Source organism: Herbaspirillum sp. Her3 (assembly GCF_057961275.1).
In genome coordinates, this window is the sequence record NZ_CM176328.1 from 3,058,331 (window position 1) to 3,084,886 (window position 26,556).

Genomic DNA, 26,556 nt, shown 5'->3' on the forward strand with positions numbered 1-26,556 from the left:
TCATGCGTACTCAAGCCACGGCCCTGGCTCAAGTTAGCAATGCAGGCGGCGCGCAGACATCGGACAGCAACTCATACCCTTGTAGGATGCTGCCTCCCGAAGCCATGCCCCCTTACCACGCTTGATGCATCGGCACTCGAAGATCCTCCACTGGCAGCGCCGACAGAAGAGCTCCACGCCGGCCTTCGTCATCCCGCACGTGCTGGCACGTCAGCGGCCAACGACGAAATCCGCATCAGCAGGAGATTGCAAAAACGGTTGTTGGGAAAGCCCCTGGCGCTTTGCATACTCAGCAGCCACGTCATCTTGGGCAGGCCATTAAAGCCAGGAACAGGCCATGCACATCACCAGAAGAGTCATCAAGACGGCCATCGCCGCCCTGCTGCCGGTGCTGCCGACAAGCCCATTGTGGTGGGCGACCGGCGCGGTGCCCTGCCTTCTTCGCGGGCCATTGGCAATGGGGAATTTGGAAAAGTCACCGGGCAGAAGAGGGACTCCGCAAGTTCAACTCCGGTGCCGAGGTGATCGGGGCCATTCCCGGTGGCGATGTGCCGGTCGGCTATGTCGGTCCTTGCCCGCTGGTCGGTACGGCCAGTTCCGCAGTGACTGCGAAGGCCGTACCGTGTGCAAGCACATTGGCTTACAAAGGTGGATTGAGCGCTGCCGATGCCGTCAGTAGAGGCCGGCTTCGGTACGCTGGGGAAGCTCGCGGTCGTAGGCCTGGCCATCGACCTTGCCGCCGCTCAGGCGCTGGTGCATGGCGCCCGGCGAAGGCAGGCTGCTGCGTGCCACCTGGGCCGAGGCAGACCAGAGTTCAGAGCGCACGATGGCCTTGGAACAATGGAAGTAGGCGCGCTCGACCTTTGCCACGATGACGCTGCGCGGCAGCTTGCCGCGTATTTCGAAGCGGGCCAGCAAGGCCGGATCGGTCGAGATGGTGGCATGTCCGTTCACGCGCAAAGTCTCCCCCACGCCAGGAATGATGAACAGCAGCGAGATGCGCGGATCGGCGATGATATTGCGCAGGTTGTCGAGCCGGTTGTTGCCCGGGCGGTCGGGAACGACGAGCGTGCGCGCATCGATGATCTGCACGAATCCCGGCGGGTCTCCCTTGGGCGAGCAGTCCAGGCCTTCCGCACCGGCCGTGGCCAGCACCACGAAGGGCGAGGCCCGCACGAAGGCTTGATAGTCCTCGTTGAGGTGATCGATCTCCTTGACCAGGGCGCGCTCGCCGGGCTGGCCGTAGAGCGCTTCCAATTGTTCCAGGGTGGTGATGCTGTCCTTCACAGAGGTCTCCTTGGTGGCCGTGGCAAAGCGCCAGTATAGCGGGCACGCTCTCGTGCTTCGATGACCGGCACAGTATCGGCGGCCACCAGTACGTGGGCATGTACAGCCGCCCCACGCCCGCTCAGGCAACGCCAGGCGCTATTGTCCGACGTGCGGCATGCAAGGCGCGGCTGTTTCATTCATGGCCTTGCGCCTTCTCTGTCACGGCTCCGGTGGTCTGCCGCTGATGCTCACTCTTCAGTTTTGCCCTATAGGCGCTGACCTCGGATATCTTCATCCCTTCCGGATGCGGGCGATGCTTGGCTTGGCCTATCCGTTGCGCATGGTAGATGCCGGTATGTCCGGAAAAGAGATAGCTGACAACGCAGGCAAGTGCAGCAAAGGGGCCGATTTCGGGACCGAACAATTCAATGGCCATGATGGTGGACGCAATGGGCGTGTTGGCCGCACCGGCAAAGACCGCCACGAATCCCAGGCCCGCCAGCAAGGAAAATGGCAGATGCAGCAGCGGTGCCAGGGCGTTGCCGACGGTGGCACCGATGTAGAACAAGGGAGTCACCTCGCCTCCCTTGAAACCTGTGCCCAATGAGGTGACGGTAAAGATCATCTTGGCCAGGAAATCCCACGGCGCCACCGGATGCTGGAAGGATTCCACGATCACCGGGATGCCCAGCCCGATATAGCGATCGGACCCCACCAGCCATACCGCGATGGCGACCACCAGGCCGCCAACGAAGGGCCGCAACGGCGCATAGGCAATGTGCCGCTTCATGAAAGCAGACAGGCGATGGGTCGTATTGGCGAAGATCATGCCGACCAGGCCGAAGACGATGCCTGCGACTATCACGGCCACCACGCTCCAGAGCGCGATGGGCGCGCTGCCGGTCATCGCATAGTGCGTGTGATGCACACCCCAGGCCAGGCCGACCTGATCGGCCGCAATGGCGGCAATGAAGCAAGGAAAGATGGCGTCATAGCGCATGCGTCCGATAGCCAGGACTTCCAGCCCGAAGATCGCGCCGGCCATGGGGGTACCGAAGACCGAGGAGAAGCCGGCGCTGATACCGGCCATCAGCAGGATGCGGCGATCTTCCTGCCGCAGCCTGAACACGTGCGTCAACTGGTCAGCCAGGGAGCCGCCCATCTGCACGGCCGTACCTTCGCGGCCGACCGAGGCACCGAACAGATGGGACATGACCGTGCCGAACAGCACCAGCGGCGCCATCCGCAGCGGGATTACTTTTTTCGGATCGTGGATTTCATCGATCAGCAGGTTGTTGCCGGCCTCGACCGGCTTGCCGGTGTGGAGATAGAGCCAGCCGACCAGAAAGCCGCCCAGCGGCAGCAGCCAGATGATCCAGGCATGGCTTTGCCGCCACTGCGTGGCGTAATCGAGAGAAAACAGGAAGAACGCAGATGCCGAGCCAGCCAGCACTGCAATCAGGCTGGCAATGAGGCACCACTTTCCGATGTACGGAAGCAGATCGAGTTGTTCGGGGTAGTTGTAATGTTTCATGCTGCCAGGAATCAAGGTCATCGGCCTGGCGCAGAACTATCAAGGCGAATGCCTACAGTCCCGGGTTGCCAGGGTGCTGTAGGCATCATCAGCCCCAACAGAACGTTGGTGGCGGTTCAAGGAGGAATGCCATCTCCTGAGGCTCCGATACTAGCAAGTTTCGATTTGAAGGACAACGGGGCTCGCCCTGTCTGTTGTCTTATTTAGACGACTATCTGAGCCGCCTGGCAGACCAAAAGTCGCACGCCGACTGAATTTTCTGACTGCTCAGATAGGTGTGCCAGCCGCCTTGGTGCGCCATGGGCGGCCGGTGGTCCCATGGTTCACGGTGCGGCAGGATCATCGTCCCCTACCAGTTCCTTCACCCTGCGCGCCAGCACATCGGCTGCAAACGGTTTGGTCAGCACCTGCATCCCGCGCTCCAGGTGGCCGTGATTGAGTACCGCGTTCTCGGCATAGCCCGTCACGAAGAGCACCGGCAATTCCGGGCGCGGAGCGCGGATGGCGTCGGCCAGCTGGCGGCCGTTCATGCCGTTGGGCAGGCCCACGTCGGTCACCAGCAGATCCAGTTCCGGACAGGCCGTCAGCAACTTCAGCGCAGAGGGGCCGTCTTCAGCCTCCAGGACGCTGTAACCCAGATCACTGAGCACCTCCACCGTGACCATGCGTACCAGCGGCTCATCATCGACCACCAGGATGGTCTTGCTGCCAGGCGCGGCCGGGAGACTGCTCTCGCCGGGCAGTGACAGGTCGTCTTCGCCACCCTCGCCCAGATGGCGCGGAAGGTAGATGCACAGGGTCGCGCCCTGCCCCAGCTCCGAATAGATACGCACGGCACCGCCCGATTGCCCGGCGAAACCGTACACCATGGACAAGCCCAGCCCCGTGCCCTGCCCGGTGGGCTTGGTGGTGAAGAAGGGATCGAAAGCGCGCGCCACCACGTCGGGCGACATGCCGGTACCGGTATCGCTCACACACAGCGATACGTACTGCCCCGGCGCCACCCCGCGCTGCATGGCGGCGATGTCGTCCAGCCAGCGGTTGGCGGTTTCGATGGTCAGCCGGCCGCCATGTGGCATGGCGTCGCGCGCATTGATGCACAGGTTGAGCAAGGCATTTTCGAGCTGGCCAATGTCGACGAAGGTGCTCCACAAGCCGCCTGCGGCAATGGTTTCCACCGTGATGGCCGGCCCCACGCTGCGGCCAATGAGTTCATGCATGTCGGCCACGATGCGGTTCAGATCGGCGGACCGGGGGTCCAGCGTCTGCCGGCGCGAGAAGGCCAGCAGGCGCTGCGTGAGCGCGGCGGCGCGCTTGACGGCCGCTTGCGCACCATTGAGGTGGCGCTCGATGTCGGAAATGCGGCCTTGGGCCAGCCTCACCTTCATCAGTTCCAGACTGCCGCTGATGCCCGCCAGGATGTTGTTGAAGTCATGCGCCAGGCCACCGGTGAGCTGCCCCACGGCTTCCATCTTCTGTGCCTGGCGCAGCGCTTCTTCGGCTTCCAGCAAGGCGGCGGTACGTTCCTGCACGCGTTGTTCGAGAGTGTCATTGAGGGTGCGCAGCGCCGCCAGGGCGCGGTCGCGTTCAGCTTCCACGGCGCGCCGGCCTTCGATGTCGATCAGTACGCCCGGGAAAGTGCTGGCCTGGCCGTCCGGCGTCAGTTCCACGCGGCCATTGGCCTCCAGCCAGTAGTAACGGCCATCGCGCCGGCGCGTGCGGTATTGGTGGGCATAGGCTCCTCCGCGTGCCAGCGCTTCGCCGATGCGCGTGGAAAGCAGTTCTCGGTCGTCCGGGTGGACCGATTGCATGAGGTCTTCCAGCTTCAGTCCGACCAGGCCCTTTTCGGGCGGCACGCCGAACGCAGCGGCGAAACCCTCGTCGACGTTGAAGCGATCCGAGGGAATGTCCCAGATCCAGGTGCCGATGATGGCGCCAGCCTCCAGGGCCAGCTGCACACGCTGGACGTTTTCGCGCAGTGCGGCTTCGGTGCGCCTGCGCGCAGTGATGTCGCGAAACAGCACCGAGACCTGGCGCATTTCCACCGGCCCCACGCGGGTGGCCGAGACTTCGATGTGGCGGCCGACGGCCTGGAACTCCTGCTCGAAACGCAGCGGTTGGCCGGTCAGCAGGACCTGGCCATACACGTCCAGCCAGACCTGGGCATTGTCCGGTTCGATTTCGCGCAGGCGCTTGCCGACGATGCCCTCGATACCGGTGTGCCGGTAATAGCCGGAATTGGCTTCGATGTGCACGTAGTCACTGAGCGGCCCATGCGGGCCATCGATGAATTCGATGATGCAGAAACCATCGTCGATTGCCTCCAGCAAAGCGTGCCGATACGCTTTGCTCAAAGGAGGATTGCCTTCCGTTGCCGCTTGCTGATCCAAGATAACGCCCTTCCTCGTCGCGCTGGTCTGATTGAGCGTCATCCGCCAACACGGTCGTGTCGTCACGGTAGAGCTTGTCGGCATGGTAATGGAATAACCGGCGCTGCGGCCATGTTGCCGGTCAACTCCCCTCGCCATGACAGGCAAGCCCGCGGCCCGTAAAATGACGGCCCGCCGACCGTTGGCGCGCTCTTTCTTGTTGATTGGCTTCTATGACCTCCGCCCCGCGCAAAATGCTCCCGTCCGCACAAAATATTCCTGCCCGGCTTGATCACGTGGTGCTCAACACCCATTACGACATCGACCGCGCCCATGCGCAGTTACAGGCGCTAGGCTTTACCCTGACGCCGCGCGGCCACCATACGCTGGGATCGGTCAATCATCTGGTGATGTTCGAGGGCGGTTACCTTGAGTTGATCGGCCAGCCACGCGACAGCGCCAAGGTGCGCCAGGAAATCCTTGATAGTCCCCTGGGCCTGGATGGACTGGTCTATGCCGTCGAGGACGTGCCCGCCTGCCACGATGCCTGGCAGGCGCTGGGGCTGGCGGTGCAGCCGGTGCAGCACTTCTCGCGGCCGGTGGAGGTGGATGATGGGGTGGCCATCGATGCGCGCTTCTCCACGGTGCGCCTGATCCCAGGCCAGTTCGCGGCCGGGCGCGTCTATGCTTGCCGCCACTTCACACCGGAACTGGTGTGGCGGCAGGAATGGATGGCCCATGCCAACGGCGTGCGCGGCATTGCCAGCATGGTGGTACTGGATGGCGATCCGGCAGCGGCATGCCAGTCCTATGCGCGGCTGGGCCAGTGGGAGGATGGATTCCAGCTGGAGTTCATGGATGCCCCGGCGCTGGCCGAACGGCTGGATGCGCTGGCGGCCCACGGTCCTGGACGGCCTTCGGCCTTTGCGGTCTTGCGTTTCACGGGCGGTGACTGCGATGCGATTGCCGCACGTGCGCATGCCCATGGCTTGCCGCTGCAGAAGAAGTCAGAACGGCTGCAGGTGGCGCTGCCGGATTTTGCAACCGTGTTCGAATTCATCGACTGAGCCGCAGTGGCCTCATGAGGGAGCGGCCGCCACCTGCGGTGAGCAATCGTCCGGGATCTTCTGTCCCGGCGTAATCAGAGGAATCACTGCCGCCACCGGTGCCACCAGCGCCAGGGCCGCCGCTGCGCCGGCCCGTGCTGCCAGCCCCTCCTTGTTGGCACCGATGTCCGGTTTTGCGAAGGTGCCGCGTACATACAAGGGTGTGCGCAACGACAGGATGCGCACCTGCTTGGTCCGCGGAACAACGTTCAAGGCCAGGGTTTCCTTGCCCAGGTCGACCTGGCCGCTGACGTCGATGGCCGCATCCTCCGTGTTGAGAATGCCGTGACGTACCTGCGCCAGTCCGTCCTTGATGGTGACATCGGCCGCACCGCACAGCAGCTTGACCTGCTGGTCGCGGTAGATCTTGGCAAACACGGCATTGGCCAGATTCAAGCCGGCCGCTTCCAGGATGAACTTGCTGATGGTGCCTTGGCTCAGGTCAGCCTTGATCTCACCATCGGCGCCGGCCAGCATGGCAGCCACTGAATTGCCGCTACCGCTCAGCGTGGCCTGGCCATCGACCTTGCCGACGCTCGCATCGAACTTGCTCAGGCGCGGAAACAGCTGGCGCACCTGCACTGCCTGCAACTGCAGCTGCAGGCGCGCGCGGATGTCGGCCTGGCGCCCGTCCAGACTGATCTCCCCCTCGCCCTTGCCACCGGCTAGTGCAAAGTGCAGCGGTGCAGCGGTCAGCACCTGGTCTTGCAGGCGCAAGGTCGTCGTGGCGTCCTGCAAGTGGATGTCTGGATGCAACTCCACACGTTTTGCATACAAGCCGATCTCCGCATCCAGCTTGGCCCAGCGCTCGGGCTTGGCGGGATCCTCGGGAAGGACGCGCACCCTGGTGTGATCCTGACTGTCCCCTGCGTTCTTGCCAGCGGCCGGAACATAATCCGACAGGCGCAAGAGATCAGCCTGCGCTTTGACGCTCAGCCGGTTCTTGGGCGGACCTCTGTAATACTGCGCGTCGCCGGCAAAGTCACTGTCACCGACCTTGCCGGTGAAGTGGGCATAGTGCCAGTCCCAGGCGCGCGTCTCGCTGTCAACGCGGCTGATGGTGAGCTGGCCCTGTGTACTGAAGGGACGCGTGGCCGGTAGCGGCACCCTGCTGGCGGCGTAGAGACGATCCAGGCTGTCACCGCTGAGGGCGATCTGCAACTCGGCACGCGCGAGGTGATGAGGATTGACGAGATTGCCGGCCAGTACCGTATGCACGCCGCCTACGTCGCCTTCAGCCTGCAGCGGATAGATGCTGTCCTCGTTGAGCAGATCAGGCAAGGCGCCGCCGCGCAGCTTGCCCTCGATACGGGCCTGACCAAAGCGGCCGGACACGGCAGCCTGCAACACCAGAGCGGTCGGGTTGGCGGGGCCGACGCTGGTCGGTGCCTGCTTCTCGCGAACCTGCGCCGCCTGATTGGTCGGGCTCACCAGCGGCCGGACGTCGAAGTGCAGGTCCATCTCCAGCGGCTGGTCCACGTAGCGGATCTGCGCACGCTCAAAGACGATCTGGTGGATGTCGAAACTCCAGCGCGAACGCGGCTGGTCGGAGAAGCGCCAGTTCTTGTGGCGCTCGTCGACGCGCTCCATGGCCAGGTCCAGGCCATCGACGCGCAGGTCGGTGATGTGCCAATGCCAGTGCAGCAGCGGCAAGGGGGAAAAGTGCAGGTCCAGGGTCTGGGCGCGCAACAGGTGGCCGGTACTGCGGGCCCAGTCGGGGTTGCCGACCTCCAACCCGCGCGCGGTGAAATGCAGTTGCGGCAGCCAGTTGACGCTGCCGGCCTTGTCGTTGCGCGCCAGCGACCAGCCCAGCGTGATCGGCCCGTCGATGCGGATCTCGCGCGCCAGTGCGGCCGAGAGCTGGCGCGTGATCCAGGGTTTGGCGAGGTTCCAGTCGAACAAGGCGATGGCCAACGCCATGGCGACCATCAGTGCGAGCAGCGTGATGACACTCCAGGTCAAGACCTTGAATGCCCTTGCCATCATCGTTGCCGTATGCCCGTCCAAGCGCATCGCTCCCCTTTCCTCCGTGGCTGCTGTTCATTGATTGTTGCGATCATGCGAACGCAACAGTATCAGCTTCCCGGCAGGCCAAGGCTATAGGAGGTGAAGCCGCCTGCTTGTCAGAGTAGCGGAAAAGAGGCGCTGCGCGGCAGCGCCTGCGGGCTCAGAAAGTTTCCCAGGCGTCTTCATCCACGCGGGACGCGGCCTTGGACGCAGGAGCCGGAGCGGCCACGGCGGGCAAGCGCTGCGCCGGAGCAATAGCTGCCGTCCTGGCCACGACCACCGGACGGACCACGGGAGCGGGCTTGACAGGAACTGCTGCAGGCACGTCGCTTCCCTGGGCCAGCTTGAAGATGCTGATCGCCGTCGCCAGATGGGCTGCCTGCTCGCGCATGGCGCCAGCCGCTGCCGCTGCCTGTTCGACCAAGGCGGCATTTTGCTGGGTGCTTTCGTCCATCTGGGTGACTGCCCGGTTGATTTCTTCGATGCCCGTGCTTTGCTCGGCGCTGGCAGCCGAAATCTCGCCCACGATATCAGTGACGCTGCGCACGCTGCTGACCACCTGGTCCATGGTATTGCCGGCTTCGGCCACGAGGGTGCTGCCACCTTCCACCTTGGCGACGGAATCGCTGATGAGCTCCTTGATCTCCTTGGCCGCAGCAGCCGAACGCTGGGCCAGCGAGCGCACTTCCGAGGCCACCACCGCAAAGCCGCGTCCTTGCTCGCCTGCGCGCGCCGCTTCCACGGCGGCATTCAAGGCCAGGATATTGGTCTGGAAGGCGATGCCGTCGATGACACCGATGATGTCGACGATCTTGCGCGAGGACTGATTGATCTCTTCCATCGTCGTCACCACGCGGCCCACGATTTCGCCGCCTTGTAAGGCAACCTGGGAGGCATTGGCGGCCAGCTGGTTGGCCTGGCGGGCGTTGTCTGCATTCTGGCGCACGGTGGAGGTCATCTCTTCCATGGCGGACGCGGTTTCTTCCAGCGAGCTGGCCTGCTGCTCGGTCCGGGAAGACAGATCCAGGTTGCCGCTGGCGATTTCACCCGAGGCAGTCGAGATGGCGTCGGTGCTGCGCCGCACGCCGGAGACGATATCGATCAGGTTGTCGTTCATCTTGCGCAGCGCCACCATCAGTTGGCCGGTCTCGTCCTTGGAGTGAGGCGCGATGCGCGTAGTCAGGTCGCCGGCGGCAACGTTCTCTGCCACCCGCACAGCCTCATTGAGCGGCTTGACGATGGAACGCGCCATCAGGTAGCCGAGCAGGATGGCAGCCAGCACGGCGACGGCCGAACAGGCCAGGGTCACCTGGATGGCCATCGCGCCGTCCGCTACTGCCTGCGCACCTTCGGCACGCAGCTGGCTATCCTGCGAATCGGCGAAGGCAGTAGCCAGCGAAAGAAACTTGTTCTGGCTATCGGTGATCTTGCGCAAGACGAATTCATCGGCAGCATCCGATTGGCCGGCTCGCAACAGCGTCAGAAATTGCGCCCTGCTGGCATCGAAGACCTGGCGCGCGTCATCCAGCACCTTGACCTTCTTTTGCCCCACCGCCGTGACCTGGCGCGCCGTGATCTTGTCCAGGGCTTCCTTGGTCGCGCGTACGGCCACCTCCAGCTGGCCGGTGCGTTTTTCATTGGCGGCCGGGTTACCGATGTCGATGGCCATGCCACGCAGGTATTTGATCTGCTCATTGACGCCATCGCGCAGGTCGAAGGCCCAGCGCACCTTCAGGTAGCGATCATTGACGATCGCGTCGATTCCGCGATTGATATTGTTGATCTTGATGAAGGCGGTGACGGCCACTACCGCGAGCAGCGCCACGATAAAGGCAAAGACCACCGCCAGACGCGTGGCGACCTTGAGATTTCCGAAATATGCAAACATGCTGCTGTCCTCTGCTGTTCATTTATTGGCTGTCTCTCCTTATCCTCGAAGATCCAGCTTGTTGTTATCGAACAGGGAAAGCATATCCACTGAACTATTTCTGGAGTCGGAATGATGCGCCAAGGAAACCCGACGGACAACCCTTGACTGACACTATTTCTGCAAGTGTCGCAAAGTCATCACACAACTAGAGGTGTAAATGTGTTGTCTTGCAAATTTCTTGCTTAGAACACCACGCCGGAGCCCAGGATGATGTTGGCATAAGGCGTACATTCGCCGGTGCGAATATAGGCCCTGGCGCGCCCGGTTGCCTGCTTGAACGCCTCATGCGACACGCTGCGGCGCTGCGGCAGGTTCAGCGCTTCAATCTGCGCGGCCAATGCCGGGCTGACGCTCTGCATTTCCTCGGCCACGATGTGGAACTCGACCTGCAATTCGCTGAGCACGGTCTCGAGCACGGTCATGAAACCGGGCACACCGCGCGTCACGGCCAGGTCGATCACGGGCACGCCCGCTGGTGCCGGCAGGCCGACGTCACCGATGACCAGGGTATCGCCGTGGCCCATGGTGGCGATGAGCTGGGAAATGGCGGCGTTGAGCAGAGCAGTCTTTTTCATGGCAATCCTGAATGAAAGCGGACGCAGGCGCTCAGAGCACCACTTCGTCGCGCGTGGGAATGGAGGTCTGAGCGCCGATGCGGGTCACACTCAGGGCGGCAGCGGCCTGGGCATAGGCAATGGCGTCGAACTGGTCGCGGCCTTGCGCAATGGCACCGATGAAGCCACCGATGAAGGTGTCGCCAGCCGCCGTGGTATCGACCGCCTGCACCTTGCGGGCCGGCAGATGGCGCTGCTGGCCGTCGGCGAAGGAGCCGTAGACGCCCTTCTCGCCCAGCGTTACCACCACGTTGCGTGCGCCCAGCTCATGCAGCTTCTGGGCCAGCAAGGGAATATCCTCCGACTGCACATCGGACTGCACCTCGGCCAGCATCGCCGCTTCGATTTCATTCAAGATCAGGTAATCGATCTTCTGCAGCAATTCGCGCGGCAAGGCTTGCGCTGGCGCCGGGTTCAGCACCACGGTCTTGCCCAGGGCGTAGGCCAGTTCGATGCTGTGGATGACGGTGGCCATCGGTACTTCCAGTTGCAGCAGCACGATGGAAGCCTGTTCAATCAGCGGGCGGGCGCGCTCGATGCGCTCCACGTCCAGGCGGCCATTGGCGCCGGCAGCGATGACGATGCTGTTCTGGGCCTTGGCATCGACCATGATGGAAGCGATACCGGTGGCCTCGCCGGCCACCTCGTCGATGTAGCGGTCGTCGATGCCGCAGGCGGTGATCGAGCCGCGCATCTGGCTGCCGAAAGCATCGTCGCCTACGCAGGCCACCATGGCGACCGCCGTGCCGGGTGCCGCCAGGCGGGCGCAGGCCACGGCCTGGTTGGCGCCCTTGCCGCCGGGGATGGTCATGAATTTGTCGCCGGCCAGGGTTTCGCCCGGCAAGGGCATGCGCGGTACGCGCAAGACCAGATCCATGTTGACGCTGCCGATGATGACGATCATGTGTGCTCTCTAGTTCTCAAGTCGGTTTCACGCGCGGGGCCGTCGAGCCCCGCTGCTGGAGTTGTGGCGCCACCGTCTCGCGGCGCGCCGGCAGGCCGGGATCGGCGATGCGTTCCAGCAGGAACTGCGCCGTCAGGTTGCCCAGCTTGCGGGTATTCTGTGCCACCGTGGTCAGCGGCGGATGGACGAACTGGGCCAGTTCGATATCGTCGAAGCCGACCACCGACAATTCCCCCGGCACCTCGATCTGCAATTCACCCGCCGCCCGCAGCACGCCGATGGCCATCATGTCGTTGCAGCAGAAAATGGCGTCGGGACGCTGCCCGGCGGGACGGCCCTGCAGCAGCTGCATGGCCGCCTGGTAGCCGCCGATGCCGCTGAAGTCCGCATGCAGCAGATCACCGTCGTCCAGGCTCAAACCGCCCGCCTGCAGGGTCTGGCGGAAGCCCTGCACACGCTCGTCGGACAGTTCAAGACCATCCGGGCCGGCGATGCAGGCCACGTGGCGGCGCTGCAGCTCCAGCAGATGGCGCGCGGCCAGGCTGCCGCCGAGGGCGTTGTCGGTGCTGACAAGATCGATGTCCAGTTCCTTCGGTGCGCGGTCCAGCAGCACGGTCGGGATATCCATCTTGCCGGCCGGGTTGAGGTCGGCCTGGTTCAGGGTGGCGATGATGAGGCCGTCGCAACGCTTGGTCTGCAGCACCTGCAGGTAATCGCGCTGCTTGTCCGGGTCATCGTCGGAATTGCACAGGATGACGCTGTAGCCGGCGCCGTAGCAATGGTCTTCGATCCCGCGCGCCAGCTCCGAAAAGTACGGGTTGGTGTTGTTGGGAATGATCAGGCCGATACTGCCGGTGACCTTGCTGCGCAAGGAGCGCGCCAGGGCGCTGGGCACGTAGTCCAGCTCCTTGACGGCGGCCAGCACGCGCTCGCGAGCGTCGCTGCTGACCGGACGCGTCTGGTTGAGCACATGCGAGACCGTGGTGTAGGACACCCCGGCCAGCCTGGCGACATCCTTGATGGTGGCCATGGCGTCTTCGCTCAGCGCGCGTGGCGTTGGCCGCGGCGGCGATAGGTATCCAGGATCACGGCCACCACGATGACGGCGCCGGTGATGATGCGCTTCATCGGCTCGCTCACGCCGACCTGGGCCAGACCGGCTTCCAGCACCGAGATGATGAGCACGCCAATGAAAGTGCTGACGATGGAACCACGGCCTCCCATCAGGCTGGTACCGCCGATGACCACCGCTGCAATGACTTGCAGTTCCATGCCCACACCGCCATTGGGATCAGCCGCTTCCAGGCGCGACACCTGGAACAGCGCGGCGATACCGGCCAGCGCGCCCATCAGGGCGAAGGCCAGGATCTTGCTGGGATTGGGGTTCACGCCGGACAGGCGCACCGCTTCCTCATTGGTGCCGATGCCGATCCAGTAGCGGCCCAGCACGGTGCGGGTCAGCACCAGTTGGGCAATGATGACGATGGCGATGGCCGACAGGAAGGCCGGCGACATGCCGAACAGGATCGGCGAACTGATCACGTCCACGGCGCTGCCGATGTATTCGGTACGCGAATTGGTGACCTGGTAGGCCAGGCCGCGCGCGATCTCCAGCACGCCCAAGGAGACGATGAAGGAGGGAATGCGCCAGTGCACCGACACCATGCCGGTCAGCGTGCCGCACAGCGCGGCCACCACCACGCCCAGGGGGGCGGCGGCATACAGCGGCCAGCCCCAGCGCACCATGGCCATGGACAGCATGGAAGCGGCCAGCGCCATCACCGAGCCGACCGAGAGGTCGATGCCACCGATGATGAGGATGAAGGTCATGCCCACCGACATCACCACCAGCGGGGGAATGTCATTGGAGAGCGTGATGAAGGTCGCGGCGCTGAGGAAGTTCTCGCTCAGGAAGGCGAACATCACGCACATCGCCAGCAGCGCCGCGATCAGGCCCAGGTAGTTCTTGAAACCGGCCAGGTAGGCCGCTTGCCGGCTGGCGGCGGGGGTAGAGGAAGAAGTTTGCATCTGTCTCGTTGATTCTTGGCAGTTGATAGTCGGGCCGCAGAGTCCGGCCGCTCAGGCAGTGTTGCCCGCCACGTGGGCGGCTTCTGTCGCTTCCTGGCGTCCCACGTAACCACTGAAGGCGGCCGCCAGGATGCGCTCTTGCGACCAGTCATCGCGGCTGAAGGTATCGGCAATGCGGCCGGCGCTCATGACGGCAATGCGGTCGCAGATCTGCATCAGCTCGCGCAGGTCGCTCGACACCACCAGCAGGCCCTTGCCTTGCGCGGCCAGTTCGGCGAAGAGGCGATAGATATCCGACTTGGCGCCGATATCGATGCCGCGCGTGGGTTCATCGAACAGCATGATCGGGCAATCGCGGTACAGCCAGCGCGCGATCACCACCTTCTGCTGGTTGCCACCCGACAGTTCACCGGCAGCCTGGGCCACGCTGCCGCTGCGGATGCGCAGCTTCTTCACGTAATCCTGTGCCACGCTGCTCTCGGCTGCATGATCGAGCATGCCGCCCCGGCTCACGCTGCCCAGGTTGGCCAGCGAGGTATTGACGCTGATAGCCTGCGGCAGCAGCAAGCCCTGCCCTTTGCGGTCTTCGGTGACCATGGCGATGCCGGCCTTGACCGCATCCTTGGGACTGCGAATGCGTGCGGGCGCTTGCGCATCGCCGATGAAGATTTCGCCCTGGTCGGCACGGTCGGCGCCGAAGATCAGGCGCAGCAGTTCGGTACGACCCGAGCCAATCAGGCCGGCAATGCCCAGCACTTCGCCGGCATGCAGCGCCAGGCTGGCCGGTTGCACCACCGGCGCACGGCCCAGGCTGCGGATGCGCAGCACCGGGGCGCCGATGCGGCGGTGGCTGGCGTCCAGGTCGACCTTGGTCAGTTCGCCCGCCATCAGCTGCACCAGTTGTTCGGTGGAATAGCGGCCGATGTCGTCGTTGCAGACCAGCTTGCCATCGCGCAGGACCACGATGCGGTCAGCAATGCGCTTCAACTCTTCCAGCCGGTGCGAGATGTAGATGATGGCCACGCCTTCGTCGCGCAGGCGCTCGATGCGGGAGAACAGCAGTTCCACCTCTCGGTTGGTCAGCATGGCGGTGGGTTCGTCCAGGATCAGGCAGCGGCAGCTGCCGATCAGGTTGCGCGCGATCTCGACCATCTGCTGGTGGCCCAGGCCCAGTTCGCCCACCGGCGTCCACGGATCCAGCTCACCGAGACCTACCACTTCCATCTGGGCGCGGGCGGACTCGGCCAGCTTCTTGCGGTCGATCCAGCCGAAGCGGCGCGGCAGTTTTTCCAGGAACAGATTTTCGGCAATCGACAGCGTGGGAATCAGGTTCAGTTCCTGCATCACCATGCGGATGCCCAGGCCTTCTGCCTGGGTGCGCGAGACCGGTGCATAGGGCTGGCCATCCAGCGTCATGCTGCCGGCGCTGGCATCGACCAGGCCACAGATGATCTTGGAGAGCGTACTCTTGCCGGCACCGTTTTCGCCGGTCAGGGCCAGCACTTGGCCTGGATGCAGATCCAGGTCGATGCCATCGAGCACCGGGGCGGCGTAGCTCTTGCCGATGCCGGACAGCGACAGCAAAGGCGAGCGTGGGGAGGAGGATTCGTTGGGCTGCATGGGTCTGTAGCGCGCAAGGAGGGAGAGGCAAAGTCCCGCGCCCGACCAGGGCGCAGGACCTTGCAGAGAAGACGCGGAACGCGCCGGTATTACTTGGTGACCAGCGAGACCTTGGTCTCGACCACGCCACCCAGGGCGCTTTGCGGCTTCTTCTCGGACAGCGCCTTCAGGGCGGTCTCGATGCCGAAGACGGCTTGCTGCTGGGCGAACTGGTCGACGGTGGCCAGCACGCGGCCATCCTTGAGCATCGGCTTGATGGCGTTGATGTTGTCGTAGCCCACCAGCAGCACCTTGCCGGTCTTGCCGGCAGCGCGAATGGCAGCCACGGCGCCCAGCGCCATGTTGTCGTTACCGGCCAGGATGGCCTTGATGTCCGGATGGGCGTTCAGGATCGAGGCAGCGACCTTGTTGCCCTGGTCGATTTCCCACTGGCCGGACTGAACCGTCACCACGTTGGCGCCAACGTCCTTCATGGCATCCTGGAAGCCCAGGGTGCGCTGCTGTGCATTGAAGGTGGTGGAGACGCCTTCGATGATGGCAACCTTGTCACCCTTCTGCAGTTGCTTGCCCAGGTAGTCACCGGCCAGCTTGGCACCCTTGCGGTTGTCGGGGCCCACGAACGGCACGGTGATACCCTTTTCCTTCAGGGCCGCGTCATCGAGCTTGTTGTCGATGTTGACCACGATGATGCCGGCATCAATCGCCTTCTTGACCACCGGCACCAGGGCCTTGGAGTCTGCCGGTGCGATCACCAGGGCATTGACCTTGGAGACGATCATCTGCTCGACGATCTTGATCTGATTGGCGGTGTCCTGCTCATCCTTGATGCCGTTGGCGATCAGGTCGAACTTGCTGGCGTTGGCCTTCTGGTATTCGCGGGCGCCGTTCTCCATGTTCAGGAAGAACTCATTGGCCAGCGACTTCATGACCAGCGCGACCTTGGGCTTGGCCGGAGTCTGCGCCATGGCGGCGCCGGGAAGGACTGCACAAGCCAGAGCGGCGATGGCGAAATGGCGGCGGGTGAATTTGTTCATCTGGGTCTCCAGTATTTTGATGTTGCCGACGTTTCCCAGGGCCTGTTCACACTTAATCTGCGCATCTCGCAGATTAAGTGTGAACAGGCCGTAGATAGACGCCGTTATCGGAGCGCAAACGTTTGCGCGGATGGGAGAATAGCACCGCAAAATCAGAAAATAAAGCTGCGGTGCAGCTTTTTTTTGCATATCTGGAGGCTATCGGCAGAAGCTTGCTGCAGGCCAGGCGGGCGGGTCACAAGGCCCAGCGGCGGGGAGCGCCGGCAAGACACTCCCCGCCGCTGCGGCAGGAGAAATGGGAAGAAAAACGACGATACGGACGGGAAACCAGCGCGGCACCGCTCCCATGGCCGCGCCCGTGCGCGGGATGGGATGCGGCATGCTTCAGGCTGGCACTGGTCCGGTATCCGTCGGCTTGTCGCCAACTGCGCAGCGACGGGCTCGCGCCCGCGTGCGCCAGGAAAAAACGAAAGAGGATCAGTGGCCCAGATGAGTACGGCGCCAGACGTACGCCCCGAAAGCACAGCTGCCCACGATCACGTACATCGCATACCACACCAGTGCCTGGCTACCATAGGCCATGAGCAATTCAACCAGTTTCATGCTTGTCTCCTCTGCTTTTTGATGGCCGGGCTGTTATTCGCCCGGCTTATCGTTCCAACGGGTGAAAATGTCGAAACGACAATATCCCCGGCTTGCTGCGGGCGCTGTTGTCAGTAGTGTCAGCATCGGCGCCCTTCCACGCCGCGCCGTTACAGGCCCGTAGAAGCATGGTGCTACTGCCAAAAGGTGGTGTAAAGCATCGTCTGTTCTGCGCAGCAGCAATTCAAGGCCGAGCTCCCCGGCTGCATTTCGTTGTCGTAGAGATTCACTTCGCGATGTGAAACGCAGAGGCCCTTTCCGCCCGGAATCGCACCGTTGGTGTGCAAAAAATTAATTTTTGATTAATTTTTGCATCGCAAAACCGAAAGTTGCGAAATCGTCGCCAAATGACGACTCAGTGCAGCTTTTGGGCGAATGCTCGGCGCTTTTGCCTGGCTGCGCGCCGAGTTTCCGTGACGAAAACAAGTCCTGAGTAGATGTTCACAGCGCTTATATCTCTTTGCGCCACAACACCAGCGTGCCGAGCAAACCGGCCAGGATCGACCCTCCCAAGACGCCCAGCTTGAGTTTGGCCTCGAAATCGGGGCTCAGGCCCTGGAAAGCCAGGCCACCAATGAACAGACTCATGGTGAAACCGATGCCGCAGAGCATGCAGACACCCACGAACTGCCGCGTGGTGGCACCCGCCGGGGCGGCAGCCAGGCCGCTTTTGATCATCAGCCAGGCCGCGCCGAAGACGCCGATGGTCTTGCCCAGCACCAGTCCGCCGGCAATGCCCAGCGGAATCGGCGCGAACAGGCTGTCCAGCGACATGCCCTGCAGCGAGACACCGGCATTGGCAAAGGCAAACATGGGCAGCACCAGGAACGCCACCCAGGGATGCAAGCCATGCTCCAGCGCGCCGGCCAGCGGCTGGCCTTCGGTATTGCGCATGGGGATGGCCAGGGCCGTAACCACCCCGGCCAGGGTGGCGTGGATGCCCGACTTGAGCACGCACACCCAGATCACCAGGCCGACCACGAGATAGACATCGGCGCGCCGCACGCCACTGCGATTGAGCAGCACCAGCAGCAGCGTCCCCACGCCAGCGCCGGCCAGCATGCCCAGCGAGAGGTGGTCGGTATAGAACAGCGCGATCACGACGATGGCCCCCAGGTCATCGATGATGGCCACGGCCGTCAGGAATACCTTGAGCGAGGTCGGCACGCGCGAGCCCAGCAGCATGACGATACCGATGGCAAAGGCGATGTCGGTGGCAGCAGGAATGGCCCAGCCGCGCAGGGCGACCGGATCGCCCAGGTTGATGAGCGCATAGATGCCGGCCGGCACCAGCATGCCACCCAGGGCGGCTGCGGCCGGCAGGATCGCCTGCTTGCGCGAGGCCAGCTCGCCCTCGACGAATTCGCGCTTGATCTCCAGACCCACCAGGAAAAAGAAGACCGCCATCCACAGATCGTTGACCCACAGCAGCAGCGGCTTGGACAGAACCACCAGGCCGCCGATGTCGACCGTTCCCGGGATGCGTGTAAAGGCCTCATAGGCCTCGCGCCAGCCGCTGTTGCTGATGATCAGCGCCAGCACGGCGGCGATGGCCAGCACGATGCCGCCAGCGGCTTCGTGCGCAAAGAATCGGGTAAAGGCGTTGCCGCCGCGGGTCTGCTGAGGGGATGTGGTCAATGTCGGCTCCTTGTTGTCGTCGTCGAAACAAGGGCCGACTGTAACAAAGGCAGCGGCTTTTCTCCAGACTTCTTCGGTCGCGAGCGCTTGCGCCTAATTCACTGGCAGAACCTGGTCATCCGCTGCAGCCACACAGCCATCGGGAATCCGGCTCCATCCCCGGTGGATCACGATGCGGTCTTCGGCCATGCACATTTCGACCCGGTAGCTCTGCGGATCGCGGCGATGGATGAAGGACTCGATGGAAGCCGGCATGGTGACCTGGTACAGGTTCTTCTCAAGATTGGCCGCAGGATGATCGACATCGTGCAGCAAGGGAATGAAATGACTGGCCCACATCAGATAGTCGTGCTTCACGTTGATGTCGGTGGGCCGGAAATCGCTCTCGCGCAGCCATTGCTGGGCTGCGGCCCGCGCATCGTCCTTGAGGCTCAACTGCCCCCAGGCGAAAGCCAGCATTTCCATGAGCCACTGGTTGCAGTTCTGGAACTGCGTGGAAAAAGGATAGGCATTGGCACTGTAATGCTCCCCCAGCAGATGGCTGGTCAGGTTGTCGTCCTCCGCCGCGCGACGCATCTCCACCCCCAGCACCCCGGGCACGAAAACCAGCGACACATAGGCAGTGGAAGCACTGTCGTTATCGATCAGGAAGCCTGCGATGCCCTGGTCGTAGATGTCCGGCTTCTCTTTCTCGCACTCATAGAACAGCTGGCGCACGCGCCAGGAAGCGTTATTGTTGCGGACGGCCAGGCCAGCGTGGGAATAGCGGATATTGAAGCGGTCCAGGTCGATGGCCGAACGGGAGATGATGGCACTCCCCTCACCCGAACGATCCAATTCCTCCCGCACGGTAGAGGCAAAGAGCAGCACGCGGTTCTTCTGGGCCGCGCTCAATTCCAGGGACTGGTCACAATAGACGAACAGATTGGCTGCGTGCACCTGCGCCATGGTACCCAGGCAGAGCACGCAAAGGAGCACCTGCAGCCAGGCGCGACGCCAGGAAAAACTCATGCTCGGGCCACCAGCAGCGTTATTGCAATGCCACTTGACGGGCCGGAAGCTCAGACATCCATTCGTCGTTGAGGACCACGACGAAGGGATGCTTGTCGTAGTGCTGATAGAACGCCAGGCCATAAGGCTTTTGTGCTGCGTCCACGATCTGGCCCACGCCGAGATTGACGTTGGCGTAATCACGGCCCGACACGTACAGGTAGAGGTCCGGGCGTGAGTCGTCGCCCTGGGCCTTCAAGGTCAGACGCATCTGGTTGTCACGGTTTTCGGCCACCGTGATATCGGTCACCTCGTAGGGGCCGTGGGTCTCTTGCACCAGGGTCATCACGGTCGAGGTAGCCTTGCTGATGCTGTCCGAGATGCTGGTCACGGTGCCGCTGACGCTGAGCGAGACCGAGACCGAGAAGCCCTTGGCAAGGACATTCTGGGAAGAAATCAGAATCAAAAGCGCCATTGCCGACGCGCAGGTCTTATTTAGTCTTTTCATGTAGTGGATGGCTGCGTGGTGCTGGAGTTGCATCTGGCACTGGATGGTGGCACCAAACCGGCCAGGTTCTCATGGGGCTATCTTCGACGTGAGTCTATCCTGCGCGATCTGCCCTGCTGTAGAACTTTGCACAGACTGATGGCAATTATCAGAAACTAACCGCTGTAAACTCGGCCTTAACGCATTGATATATTGCAGAACTCCAAACAAAAAAGGGCCGTCCCTCTCCACAGGAACGGCCCGACCCTCCACACCACAAACCTTCACGACGGCACTTTCAACCGCCCAATGCGCACTGATGTTGAGCGCATTTCTTCATCTTTTGGTCAATCAGCGATAAACCAGCACCGGCACCTTGCTGTGCGCCAGCAGCTTCTGCGTCTGGCTGCCCAAGAGCAGCCGGCCCAGCGTGGAGCGCGCCTTGGAAGCCATGATGATGGCATCGCAATGTTCGCGCTCGGCCACGCGCATGATCTCTTCATAAGGGCGGCCGCCCTGGGCCACCTGCACCGTGCAGGGCACGCCTTCTTCACGTGCCATCGCGGTGATCATTTCAACACTGGCCAGTGCACGTTCGCGGCCGGCTTCCTCGGTGCGCGCCACATCCACGCCCACGCTGACTTCGGGAATCGACAGTGCCCGCAGATTGCCCGCCACCGACAAGCCGATCAAGGTGCTGCCGCAGCTCTTGGCCAGCGCAATGGCGGCCTTCACGGACTCGTTGCACAGACGGGAACCATCGGTTGCCAACAGGATGTTCTTGAACATGATGACCTCAGCAGGTGACTGGATTGCGTTGACTTGGTATGACTGCATACTAAGCCTCACCGACCTGAACGGACTTGACATGCATCAAGCCGCACCGGCTGCATCGCCAGAGCTGGCGGGCATTTGCGCTGGATCAAATGGTGCTGCCCGCGAGCACCTCAATACGGCTGGAACGCCATGAACCTTGCCACCAGTTGCGTGAGCACCGGCTTGAGCTGTTGAGTCAATCCGGCTTGCAGCGCATAAGGCGCCTGCTCCTGCATGTAGCTGCGCTGGGCCAGTTCGAGCTGGATGGCGTGCACCTGCTGTGCCGGCTGTCCGTAATGGCGGGTGATGTAGCCCCCCTTGAAACGTCCGTTGAGCACTGCCCGATACTGCGGAGCCAGTTGCTGCGCCAGCGCCAGAAGGGTTTCGCCCAGGCCGGGGGCGCAGGCTGCGCCGCTGGCCGTGCCAAAATTGAAAACCGGCAGCTCCCCCTCGAACAGATGGGGAATCACCGAGCGGATCGAATGCGCATCCCACAACAGCGCGTAGCCGTGCAGCGCCTTCAGGCGTGCCAGTTCGGCCTGCAAGGCGGCGTGATAGGGATGCCAGTAGAGATCCAGACGGCGTGCGATCTCGGCACCATCGGGTTCGCAACCGCTGCGGTACAGCGGCAGGTTGTCGAAGGTCGTCAATGGACAAAGCCCGGTGGTGTTCTGTCCCGGATAGAGGCTCTGTCCGTCGGCCGGCCGGTTCAGATCGATCACGTAACGTGAATGAAAAGGACGAATCACCGATGCCCCCAGGTCGGCAGCAAAGTCATACAGTTCGGCGATGTGCCAGTCGGTATCGTCGACCTGCAAGCCGGTCTGGCTGTAGGAGGATGTCAACTCCCCGGGCAGGCGCGTGCCGACGTGCGGCATGGAAATCAGCAAGGGCGAACTGCCCTGGTGCAGGTGGAAAATCTCTTGCGGCATGACAGGCATGGTGGCTTCCTCAGTCCTTGAGCAGATCGGCAATCGCGCGGCGATAGGCCTGGCGGGCGCTCTCCTGCAGGGGATGGTGGCCCGCCTTCACCACTTGGCGGCCACCGACGTAGACATCCTGGATGGGCTGGCCATCGTGCTCGCAGAACACCAGGGCCGAGAGCAGTTGCGAAGGGCTGCGATCGGCCAGGTTGACGTCCTCGCCATCAAGCACCACGAAGTCGGCCCGCTGGCCGACCGCCAGCCCGGCGACCGCGCGCCCGGTCGCCGCAGCACCGCCCGACAAAGCCTGGACGAACAGCCGGTCGGCGGTGGCCGGCGCGGCCTCCGAGGCCAGCACGTTGCGCCGGCGGTGATGCAGGCGCTGGCCATATTCCAGCAGGCGCAATTCGGCGCGCAGGTTGATGGCGATATGGCTGTCCGATCCGATGCCCCAGGGCGTGCACGATTCCAGCAGCTGTGCGGCATCGATGATGCCGTCACCGAGATTGGCTTCGGTGGTCGGACACAGACCCACCACCGCACCGCTGGCCGCCAGCCCCTGGTATTCCCCCAGGTCCATGTGGGTGGCATGGATGAGGCACCAGCGGGCGTCCAGTTCCTGCAGCGAGAGCAGCAATTGCACCGGCCGCTGGCCGCACCAGGCCAGGCAATCCTGGATCTCGCGCCATTGCTCGGCGATGTGGATATGAATCGGGGCATCCTGTCCGCCACGCTGTTGCCGCAGGCCGCTCACCAGTTCATCAAGTCCCTCGGGCGACACCGCGCGCAAGGAGTGCGGCGCCACCCCGTAGCGTCGCATGGGATTCTCGGGCAAGACCTGCAGCAACCGCTCGCGCAAGGCCAGCAGGCTTTGCGCCGAGCCGAGGAAACGCGCCTGCTCGGGCGAGGCAGGCTGGCTGCCGAAGCCACCGTACTGATAGAGGACCGGCAGCAGCGTCATGCCGATGCCGGCTTCAGCAGCAGCCTGCATCAGGCGCAGCGCCAGTTCGGCGCGGTCGGCATAGGGTGCGCCGCCGGGGGCGTGATGCAGGTAATGGAATTCGCAGACCGAGGTGTAACCGGCCTTGAGCATCTCGATGTAGAGATGGCGGGCAATGGCTTCCTGATGCTCGGGCTGCAGGCGCTGGGCAAAGCGGTACATCAGCTTGCGCCAGCTCCAGAACGAATCCGCCGGGCTGCCCATGACTTCGGTCAGGCCGGCCATGGCGCGCTGGAAGGCGTGTGAATGCAGATTGGGCATGCCGGCAATGACCGGTCCGGATGCGCTTCTGGCCTGGCCGGCTGCACTGGCCGGGCTGACGTCGACCAGGCTGCCTGCAGCGTCCCAACGCAGCAATACATCCTTGCGCCAGCCCTCCGGCAACAGGGCCAGCGGGCAAAACAGTGCATCGCCGGGCTGGTCCTCGGCAGGATGCTGATGCAGGTGTTGCGGCGTATGTTCGCCAAGCGAAACCATTTGCTCACCTATTTTCTTTGGCGGTTCTGTAGTCTAAACCGGACGCTTCGCTGCCGCTGGCGCGGGTGGAATCAGCGAGGCGCCGGCGCGTTCAGGGTTTACATGACGGACCTTTCTCGCGTGTGCGCAGGATGCAGACCACCAGCACTACCGATCCCGGCGCGCACACCAGATCGGGCAGGCCCGCCGCATGGTCCTCGCGCAGGCGCGCAAATTCGCCACGGCGCAGGGATTGCTGCAGCCCGCGCTGATCCGACAGGCAAGCCGCACCCTGCGCCACGTAGACCAGCACGCTGTGCCTGGGCAGGCAACGCGGCTTGCCCTTGCCTTCACTCAGCACCACCACCCTGCCCTCGGCGCACTCGCGTCGCACCATCAGGTTGAAGTCCAGCGTCGGCGCACCATGCAACTGCACCCTGATGGCTTGCTCGCCAGGAAAAGGATACGGGACGAAGCAATGCGCCAGGTCGTGCACCTGCCGGCCCTGGCTGTGCATGGTGAAGCCGCCTCCTTCGAGCAGGACGATGGTGCGATCGATGCCGGCGAAGGTAGAGAATTCACCATCCACGCCCACGTCCGCCACGCTGGCGCGCCAGACGAAATGGCCGAAATCCGCCTCGGGGGGTTCCACGCACAGTTCGCGGGTCTGCCCGCCCTCGTTCTTCCAGGGCACGGCGGCAATGCGCCCCAGCTCACCGACGAACTGGATCGCACCGGCGTGCGGGAGCGTGCCGGAAACCACCGTCGAATGGGCCTCACCGACCATGCACCACCTCGCGGGCCAGCATGGTTTGCAAGAAACTGCGGGTACGGGCTTCCCGGGGTGAAGTAAAAATCTCCGAAGGCGGACCGGATTCGACGATGCTGCCATGATCCATCACCACCACCACATCGGCCACTTCGCGCGCAAAGCCCATTTCATGCGTAACGATCAGCATGGTCATACCTTCGCCGGCCAGGTCCTTCATCACCTGCAGGACTTCACCGACCAGTTCGGGGTCCAGCGCCGAGGTCGGTTCATCGAACAGCATCACCTTGGGTTCCATGGCCAGGGCGCGGGCGATGGCCACGCGCTGCTTCTGGCCACCGGACAAGGTGCCGGGATAGTCCCTGGCCTTGTGCTCCAGCCCGACCTTCCTGAGCAGGCGCAGGCCCTGCTCCTGGGCCGCCTTGCGCGGCACGCCGCGCAGGCAGGTAGGCGCCAGGGTGATGTTGTCCAGTACGCTCAGGTGCGGGAACAGGTTGAAGGACTGGAACACCATGCCCACTTCGGCGCGCAAGGCATCGAGCATGGGCTCGGGCATCATGCGGCCGCCCTCCACCACCGGATGGCCACACACCATGACGGTGCCGCCCTCGGCGGTTTCCAGCCCGTTCAGGCAGCGCAGGAAGGTACTCTTGCCGCTGCCGCTGGGACCGATGATGACCACCACCTGGCTGGGCGCCACAGCAAAGTCGATGTCCTTCAGGACGAGCTGGCTGCCGAAGGATTTGCGCAAGCCCTTGATGTCGACGATGGCCTGTTCCATCACACCCTCCCTTCCGAACGCAGGACTTTCTCGATCCGCCGCAGCACCAGCGTGGTCACGCCGGTCAGCACGAGATAGATGAGCGCGATGACCAGATAGGTTTCCAGCGAGCGGTAGGTAATGCTGATGATCTTCTCGCCTTCATGCATCAGGTCGGCAATGGTCAGCAGCGACACCAGCGCCGAGTTCTTGATCAGTGCAATGAATTCATTGCCCAGCGGCGGGATCATGCGCACGAAGGCCTGCGGCAAGATCACGCGGCGCATCGCCATGCGATACGGCAAGCCCAGCGAACGTGCTGCCTCCATCTGTCCGCGTTCGATGGACTGGATGGCGCCGCGCACGATTTCCGACACGTAGGCCGCGCTGTAGATGCCCAGCCCGAGGATGCCGCAGACATAGGCGGGCAGGATCACGCCCACATGCGGAAGCCCGAAGAACCACAGGAACAACTGCACCAGCAAGGGCGTACCGCGCACCAGCGTGAGGTAGAAGGTGCAGAGGGCATAGAGCGTGCGGCGGCGGGGATTGAGCCGCCCCAGGCCGACCAGCAGGCCCAGCACGCAACCCAGGACCAGCGAAGCGGCGGTGATCTCCACCGTCACCATGGTGCCGTGGAGCAGCGAGGGCCAACTGTCCCAGACGCCCGAAAAATCCAGTTTCATGATGCGCTCCGGCAAAAGGAGACCCGCGCCCGGTCACTGGCGATCGGGCCAGGTCATGCATGCACAGGGGGAATGAATGCGCCCGGCGAACCCGCCAAGCCGGGCGCTCAGGAACTTACTCGCTCTTGCCGAACCACTTGTCGGTCAGCGCGGTATAGGTGCCATTGATGCGCAGGGTCTGCAGGGCCTTGTTGAGGTGTTCGGCCAGTTCGGTATCGTTCTTGCGCAAGGCAAAGCCATACAGCTCGGTGGTCAGGCCCTTGTCCAGCACCCGCACCAGCGGCTGGGTACGGGCATATTCCACCGCCGCCGGACGCCCGGTTACCACGGCATTGACACGGCCGGTCGCCAGCAGGTCGAACATGGCCTGGTTCTTTTCCACTTCCACGCGCTCCACGCCGGGGAAGTTGTCACGCAGGTAGCCCACCGATTTGGTGCCGACCTGTACCGAGACGCGCTTGCCCTTGTTCAGATCCTCGGGCACCTTGATGCTGCTGTCGTCGCGGCGCACCAGCACGGCCAGACCGCCCCGGTAATAAGGATCGCTGAAGGCCACCACCTTGCGGCGCTCATCGGTCATGTAGATGGCCGAGGCAGCGATATCGAAGCGGTTGGAGATGAGTCCGGGGATCAGGCCCTTGAAATCGATGTCGATCCACTGGATCTTCTTGCCCATGGTCTTGGCCAGGGCTTCCATCAGTTCGACATCGAAACCGGTTCGCTTGCCATCCTTGACGAATTCCATCGGCGGGAAGGTGGCATCGGTGCCGACGCGGATCACGTTGTCGGCGGCACGGGCGGCGGGCGCAGCCGCCAACAGCAGGGCCAGGCTGGCCGTAACGGCGCAGAGCAGCTTGGAAAGCTTCATCATGAGTTCCTCAATAGAAACGACGATATCGACCGGACGCCGAAAGCCGGCGCAACGAACAGCAAAATCCACGGAGCCGTTCAGGCTCCCCGCGACCAGCCAGCAC

The 26,556-nt window shown here is 63.2% G+C and carries 23 protein-coding genes and 1 riboswitch; of the genes, 1 reads left to right on the forward strand and 22 read right to left on the reverse strand.

All coding sequences use genetic code 11. The annotated features are described in order from the left end of the window. Positions 1-672: 672 nt before the first annotated feature. The 3 genes from ACVC5H_RS13940 to ACVC5H_RS13950 all read right to left on the reverse strand — a co-directional run bounded on the left by ACVC5H_RS13940 (position 673) and on the right by ACVC5H_RS13950 (position 5,235). On the reverse strand, positions 673-1,287 hold the full coding sequence (locus tag ACVC5H_RS13940) for a pyridoxamine 5'-phosphate oxidase family protein (RefSeq protein WP_489618451.1): 615 nt from the start codon (positions 1,285-1,287) through the stop codon (positions 673-675). Positions 1,288-1,462: 175 nt separating this feature from the next. Next, positions 1,463-2,803, reverse strand: a complete 1,341-nt coding sequence (locus ACVC5H_RS13945) for a voltage-gated chloride channel family protein (protein WP_489618452.1) — start codon at positions 2,801-2,803, stop codon at positions 1,463-1,465. A 72-nt stretch (positions 2,804-2,875) separates the two neighbouring features. Continuing rightward, positions 2,876-2,949, reverse strand: a riboswitch (Fluoride riboswitch). Positions 2,950-3,126: 177 nt separating this feature from the next. Then, positions 3,127-5,235 (reverse strand): response regulator, encoded by a 2,109-nt coding sequence (locus tag ACVC5H_RS13950; protein WP_489618453.1) that lies wholly within the window; start codon positions 5,233-5,235, stop codon positions 3,127-3,129. Between the two features lie 236 nt (positions 5,236-5,471). On the opposite strand from ACVC5H_RS13950, the gene ACVC5H_RS13955 reads away from it, so the two are divergent. Beyond that, positions 5,472-6,239 carry a VOC family protein gene (locus ACVC5H_RS13955; protein WP_489618454.1) on the forward strand — a complete coding sequence of 256 codons (768 nt, stop codon included), beginning with the start codon at positions 5,472-5,474 and terminating at the stop codon, positions 6,237-6,239. A 12-nt stretch (positions 6,240-6,251) separates the two neighbouring features. Here the strand turns inward: ACVC5H_RS13955 and ACVC5H_RS13960 are convergent, their stop codons facing one another. The 19 genes from ACVC5H_RS13960 to ACVC5H_RS14050 form a co-directional block, all read right to left on the reverse strand. After that, positions 6,252-8,261, reverse strand: coding sequence for an AsmA family protein (locus tag ACVC5H_RS13960; protein WP_489618455.1), 2,010 nt, complete (start codon positions 8,259-8,261; stop codon positions 6,252-6,254). Positions 8,262-8,445: 184 nt separating this feature from the next. Then, a complete protein-coding gene (locus ACVC5H_RS13965; RefSeq protein ID WP_489618456.1) occupies positions 8,446-10,173 on the reverse strand; it encodes a methyl-accepting chemotaxis protein in 1,728 nt (575 codons plus the stop codon). A 224-nt stretch (positions 10,174-10,397) separates the two neighbouring features. Further along, positions 10,398-10,790 carry a D-ribose pyranase gene (rbsD, locus tag ACVC5H_RS13970; protein ID WP_489618457.1) on the reverse strand — a complete coding sequence of 131 codons (393 nt, stop codon included), beginning with the start codon at positions 10,788-10,790 and terminating at the stop codon, positions 10,398-10,400. 31 nt (positions 10,791-10,821) lie between these two features. Beyond that, positions 10,822-11,733, reverse strand: coding sequence for a ribokinase (gene rbsK / locus ACVC5H_RS13975; RefSeq protein ID WP_489618458.1), 912 nt, complete (start codon positions 11,731-11,733; stop codon positions 10,822-10,824). A 16-nt stretch (positions 11,734-11,749) separates the two neighbouring features. Next, positions 11,750-12,763, reverse strand: a complete 1,014-nt coding sequence (locus tag ACVC5H_RS13980; RefSeq protein ID WP_489618459.1) for a LacI family DNA-binding transcriptional regulator — start codon at positions 12,761-12,763, stop codon at positions 11,750-11,752. Between the two features lie 11 nt (positions 12,764-12,774). Then, positions 12,775-13,761 (reverse strand): ABC transporter permease, encoded by a 987-nt coding sequence (locus ACVC5H_RS13985; RefSeq protein WP_121040189.1) that lies wholly within the window; start codon positions 13,759-13,761, stop codon positions 12,775-12,777. Between the two features lie 51 nt (positions 13,762-13,812). Further along, the gene (locus ACVC5H_RS13990) at positions 13,813-15,381 is read right to left on the reverse strand and encodes a sugar ABC transporter ATP-binding protein (RefSeq protein WP_489618460.1); all 1,569 of its coding nucleotides are present in this window, start codon (positions 15,379-15,381) and stop codon (positions 13,813-13,815) included. 89 nt (positions 15,382-15,470) lie between these two features. Next, positions 15,471-16,415: a sugar ABC transporter substrate-binding protein gene (locus tag ACVC5H_RS13995; RefSeq protein WP_354563896.1), complete on the reverse strand. Its 945-nt coding sequence runs from the start codon at positions 16,413-16,415 to the stop codon at positions 15,471-15,473. 477 nt (positions 16,416-16,892) lie between these two features. Beyond that, on the reverse strand, positions 16,893-17,018 hold the full coding sequence (locus ACVC5H_RS14000; RefSeq protein WP_338719703.1) for a hypothetical protein: 126 nt from the start codon (positions 17,016-17,018) through the stop codon (positions 16,893-16,895). A gap of 489 nt (positions 17,019-17,507) precedes the next feature. Then, complete coding sequence (gene nhaA, locus ACVC5H_RS14005; RefSeq protein ID WP_489618461.1) at positions 17,508-18,695, reverse strand: Na+/H+ antiporter NhaA; 1,188 nt, start codon at positions 18,693-18,695, stop codon at positions 17,508-17,510. A gap of 93 nt (positions 18,696-18,788) precedes the next feature. Beyond that, entirely contained in the window at positions 18,789-19,706 is a 918-nt protein-coding gene (locus ACVC5H_RS14010; RefSeq protein WP_489618462.1) for a DUF2145 domain-containing protein, read from the reverse strand. A gap of 19 nt (positions 19,707-19,725) precedes the next feature. Then, positions 19,726-20,160, reverse strand: a complete 435-nt coding sequence (locus tag ACVC5H_RS14015; RefSeq protein WP_489618463.1) for a hypothetical protein — start codon at positions 20,158-20,160, stop codon at positions 19,726-19,728. A 363-nt stretch (positions 20,161-20,523) separates the two neighbouring features. Then, positions 20,524-20,961 (reverse strand): universal stress protein, encoded by a 438-nt coding sequence (locus tag ACVC5H_RS14020; protein WP_489618464.1) that lies wholly within the window; start codon positions 20,959-20,961, stop codon positions 20,524-20,526. 158 nt (positions 20,962-21,119) lie between these two features. Further along, positions 21,120-21,920, reverse strand: a complete 801-nt coding sequence (gene hutG / locus ACVC5H_RS14025) for an N-formylglutamate deformylase (protein ID WP_489622695.1) — start codon at positions 21,918-21,920, stop codon at positions 21,120-21,122. Between the two features lie 19 nt (positions 21,921-21,939). Then, complete coding sequence (locus ACVC5H_RS14030) at positions 21,940-23,388, reverse strand: formimidoylglutamate deiminase (RefSeq protein ID WP_489618465.1); 1,449 nt, start codon at positions 23,386-23,388, stop codon at positions 21,940-21,942. Between the two features lie 91 nt (positions 23,389-23,479). Then, the gene (locus tag ACVC5H_RS14035) at positions 23,480-24,154 is read right to left on the reverse strand and encodes a HutD/Ves family protein (protein ID WP_489618466.1); all 675 of its coding nucleotides are present in this window, start codon (positions 24,152-24,154) and stop codon (positions 23,480-23,482) included. Then, positions 24,144-24,917, reverse strand: coding sequence for an amino acid ABC transporter ATP-binding protein (locus ACVC5H_RS14040; RefSeq protein WP_489618467.1), 774 nt, complete (start codon positions 24,915-24,917; stop codon positions 24,144-24,146). Before ACVC5H_RS14040 ends, ACVC5H_RS14035 begins: the two co-directional genes overlap by 11 nt. Beyond that, positions 24,917-25,582 (reverse strand): amino acid ABC transporter permease, encoded by a 666-nt coding sequence (locus ACVC5H_RS14045; protein WP_489618468.1) that lies wholly within the window; start codon positions 25,580-25,582, stop codon positions 24,917-24,919. Before ACVC5H_RS14045 ends, ACVC5H_RS14040 begins: the two co-directional genes overlap by 1 nt. Before the next feature lie 115 nt (positions 25,583-25,697). Next, on the reverse strand, positions 25,698-26,450 hold the full coding sequence (locus ACVC5H_RS14050; protein WP_489622696.1) for a glutamine ABC transporter substrate-binding protein: 753 nt from the start codon (positions 26,448-26,450) through the stop codon (positions 25,698-25,700). Positions 26,451-26,556: the final 106 nt, after the last annotated feature.

What these genes read in the sequence shown, in the direction of transcription:
- ACVC5H_RS13945 (WP_489618452.1), bottom strand. Translation starts at nt 2,803, where the DNA reads ATGAAACATTACAACTACCCCGAACAACTCGATCTGCTTCCGTACATC.
- ACVC5H_RS13950 (WP_489618453.1), bottom strand. Translation starts at nt 5,235, where the DNA reads ATGACGCTCAATCAGACCAGCGCGACGAGGAAGGGCGTTATCTTGGAT.
- ACVC5H_RS13960 (WP_489618455.1), bottom strand. Translation starts at nt 8,261, where the DNA reads ATGGCAAGGGCATTCAAGGTCTTGACCTGGAGTGTCATCACGCTGCTC.
- ACVC5H_RS13965 (WP_489618456.1), bottom strand. Translation starts at nt 10,173, where the DNA reads ATGTTTGCATATTTCGGAAATCTCAAGGTCGCCACGCGTCTGGCGGTG.
- rbsD (WP_489618457.1), bottom strand. Translation starts at nt 10,790, where the DNA reads ATGAAAAAGACTGCTCTGCTCAACGCCGCCATTTCCCAGCTCATCGCC.
- rbsK (WP_489618458.1), bottom strand. Translation starts at nt 11,733, where the DNA reads ATGATCGTCATCATCGGCAGCGTCAACATGGATCTGGTCTTGCGCGTA.
- ACVC5H_RS13980 (WP_489618459.1), bottom strand. Translation starts at nt 12,763, where the DNA reads ATGGCCACCATCAAGGATGTCGCCAGGCTGGCCGGGGTGTCCTACACC.
- ACVC5H_RS13985 (WP_121040189.1), bottom strand. Translation starts at nt 13,761, where the DNA reads ATGCAAACTTCTTCCTCTACCCCCGCCGCCAGCCGGCAAGCGGCCTAC.
- ACVC5H_RS13990 (WP_489618460.1), bottom strand. Translation starts at nt 15,381, where the DNA reads ATGCAGCCCAACGAATCCTCCTCCCCACGCTCGCCTTTGCTGTCGCTG.
- ACVC5H_RS13995 (WP_354563896.1), bottom strand. Translation starts at nt 16,415, where the DNA reads ATGAACAAATTCACCCGCCGCCATTTCGCCATCGCCGCTCTGGCTTGT.
- ACVC5H_RS14000 (WP_338719703.1), bottom strand. Translation starts at nt 17,018, where the DNA reads ATGAAACTGGTTGAATTGCTCATGGCCTATGGTAGCCAGGCACTGGTG.
- ACVC5H_RS14010 (WP_489618462.1), bottom strand. Translation starts at nt 19,706, where the DNA reads ATGAGTTTTTCCTGGCGTCGCGCCTGGCTGCAGGTGCTCCTTTGCGTG.
- ACVC5H_RS14015 (WP_489618463.1), bottom strand. Translation starts at nt 20,160, where the DNA reads ATGGCGCTTTTGATTCTGATTTCTTCCCAGAATGTCCTTGCCAAGGGC.
- ACVC5H_RS14020 (WP_489618464.1), bottom strand. Translation starts at nt 20,961, where the DNA reads ATGTTCAAGAACATCCTGTTGGCAACCGATGGTTCCCGTCTGTGCAAC.
- hutG (WP_489622695.1), bottom strand. Translation starts at nt 21,920, where the DNA reads ATGCCGCAAGAGATTTTCCACCTGCACCAGGGCAGTTCGCCCTTGCTG.
- ACVC5H_RS14030 (WP_489618465.1), bottom strand. Translation starts at nt 23,388, where the DNA reads ATGGTTTCGCTTGGCGAACATACGCCGCAACACCTGCATCAGCATCCT.
- ACVC5H_RS14035 (WP_489618466.1), bottom strand. Translation starts at nt 24,154, where the DNA reads ATGGTCGGTGAGGCCCATTCGACGGTGGTTTCCGGCACGCTCCCGCAC.
- ACVC5H_RS14040 (WP_489618467.1), bottom strand. Translation starts at nt 24,917, where the DNA reads ATGGAACAGGCCATCGTCGACATCAAGGGCTTGCGCAAATCCTTCGGC.
- ACVC5H_RS14045 (WP_489618468.1), bottom strand. Translation starts at nt 25,582, where the DNA reads ATGAAACTGGATTTTTCGGGCGTCTGGGACAGTTGGCCCTCGCTGCTC.
- ACVC5H_RS14050 (WP_489622696.1), bottom strand. Translation starts at nt 26,450, where the DNA reads ATGAAGCTTTCCAAGCTGCTCTGCGCCGTTACGGCCAGCCTGGCCCTG.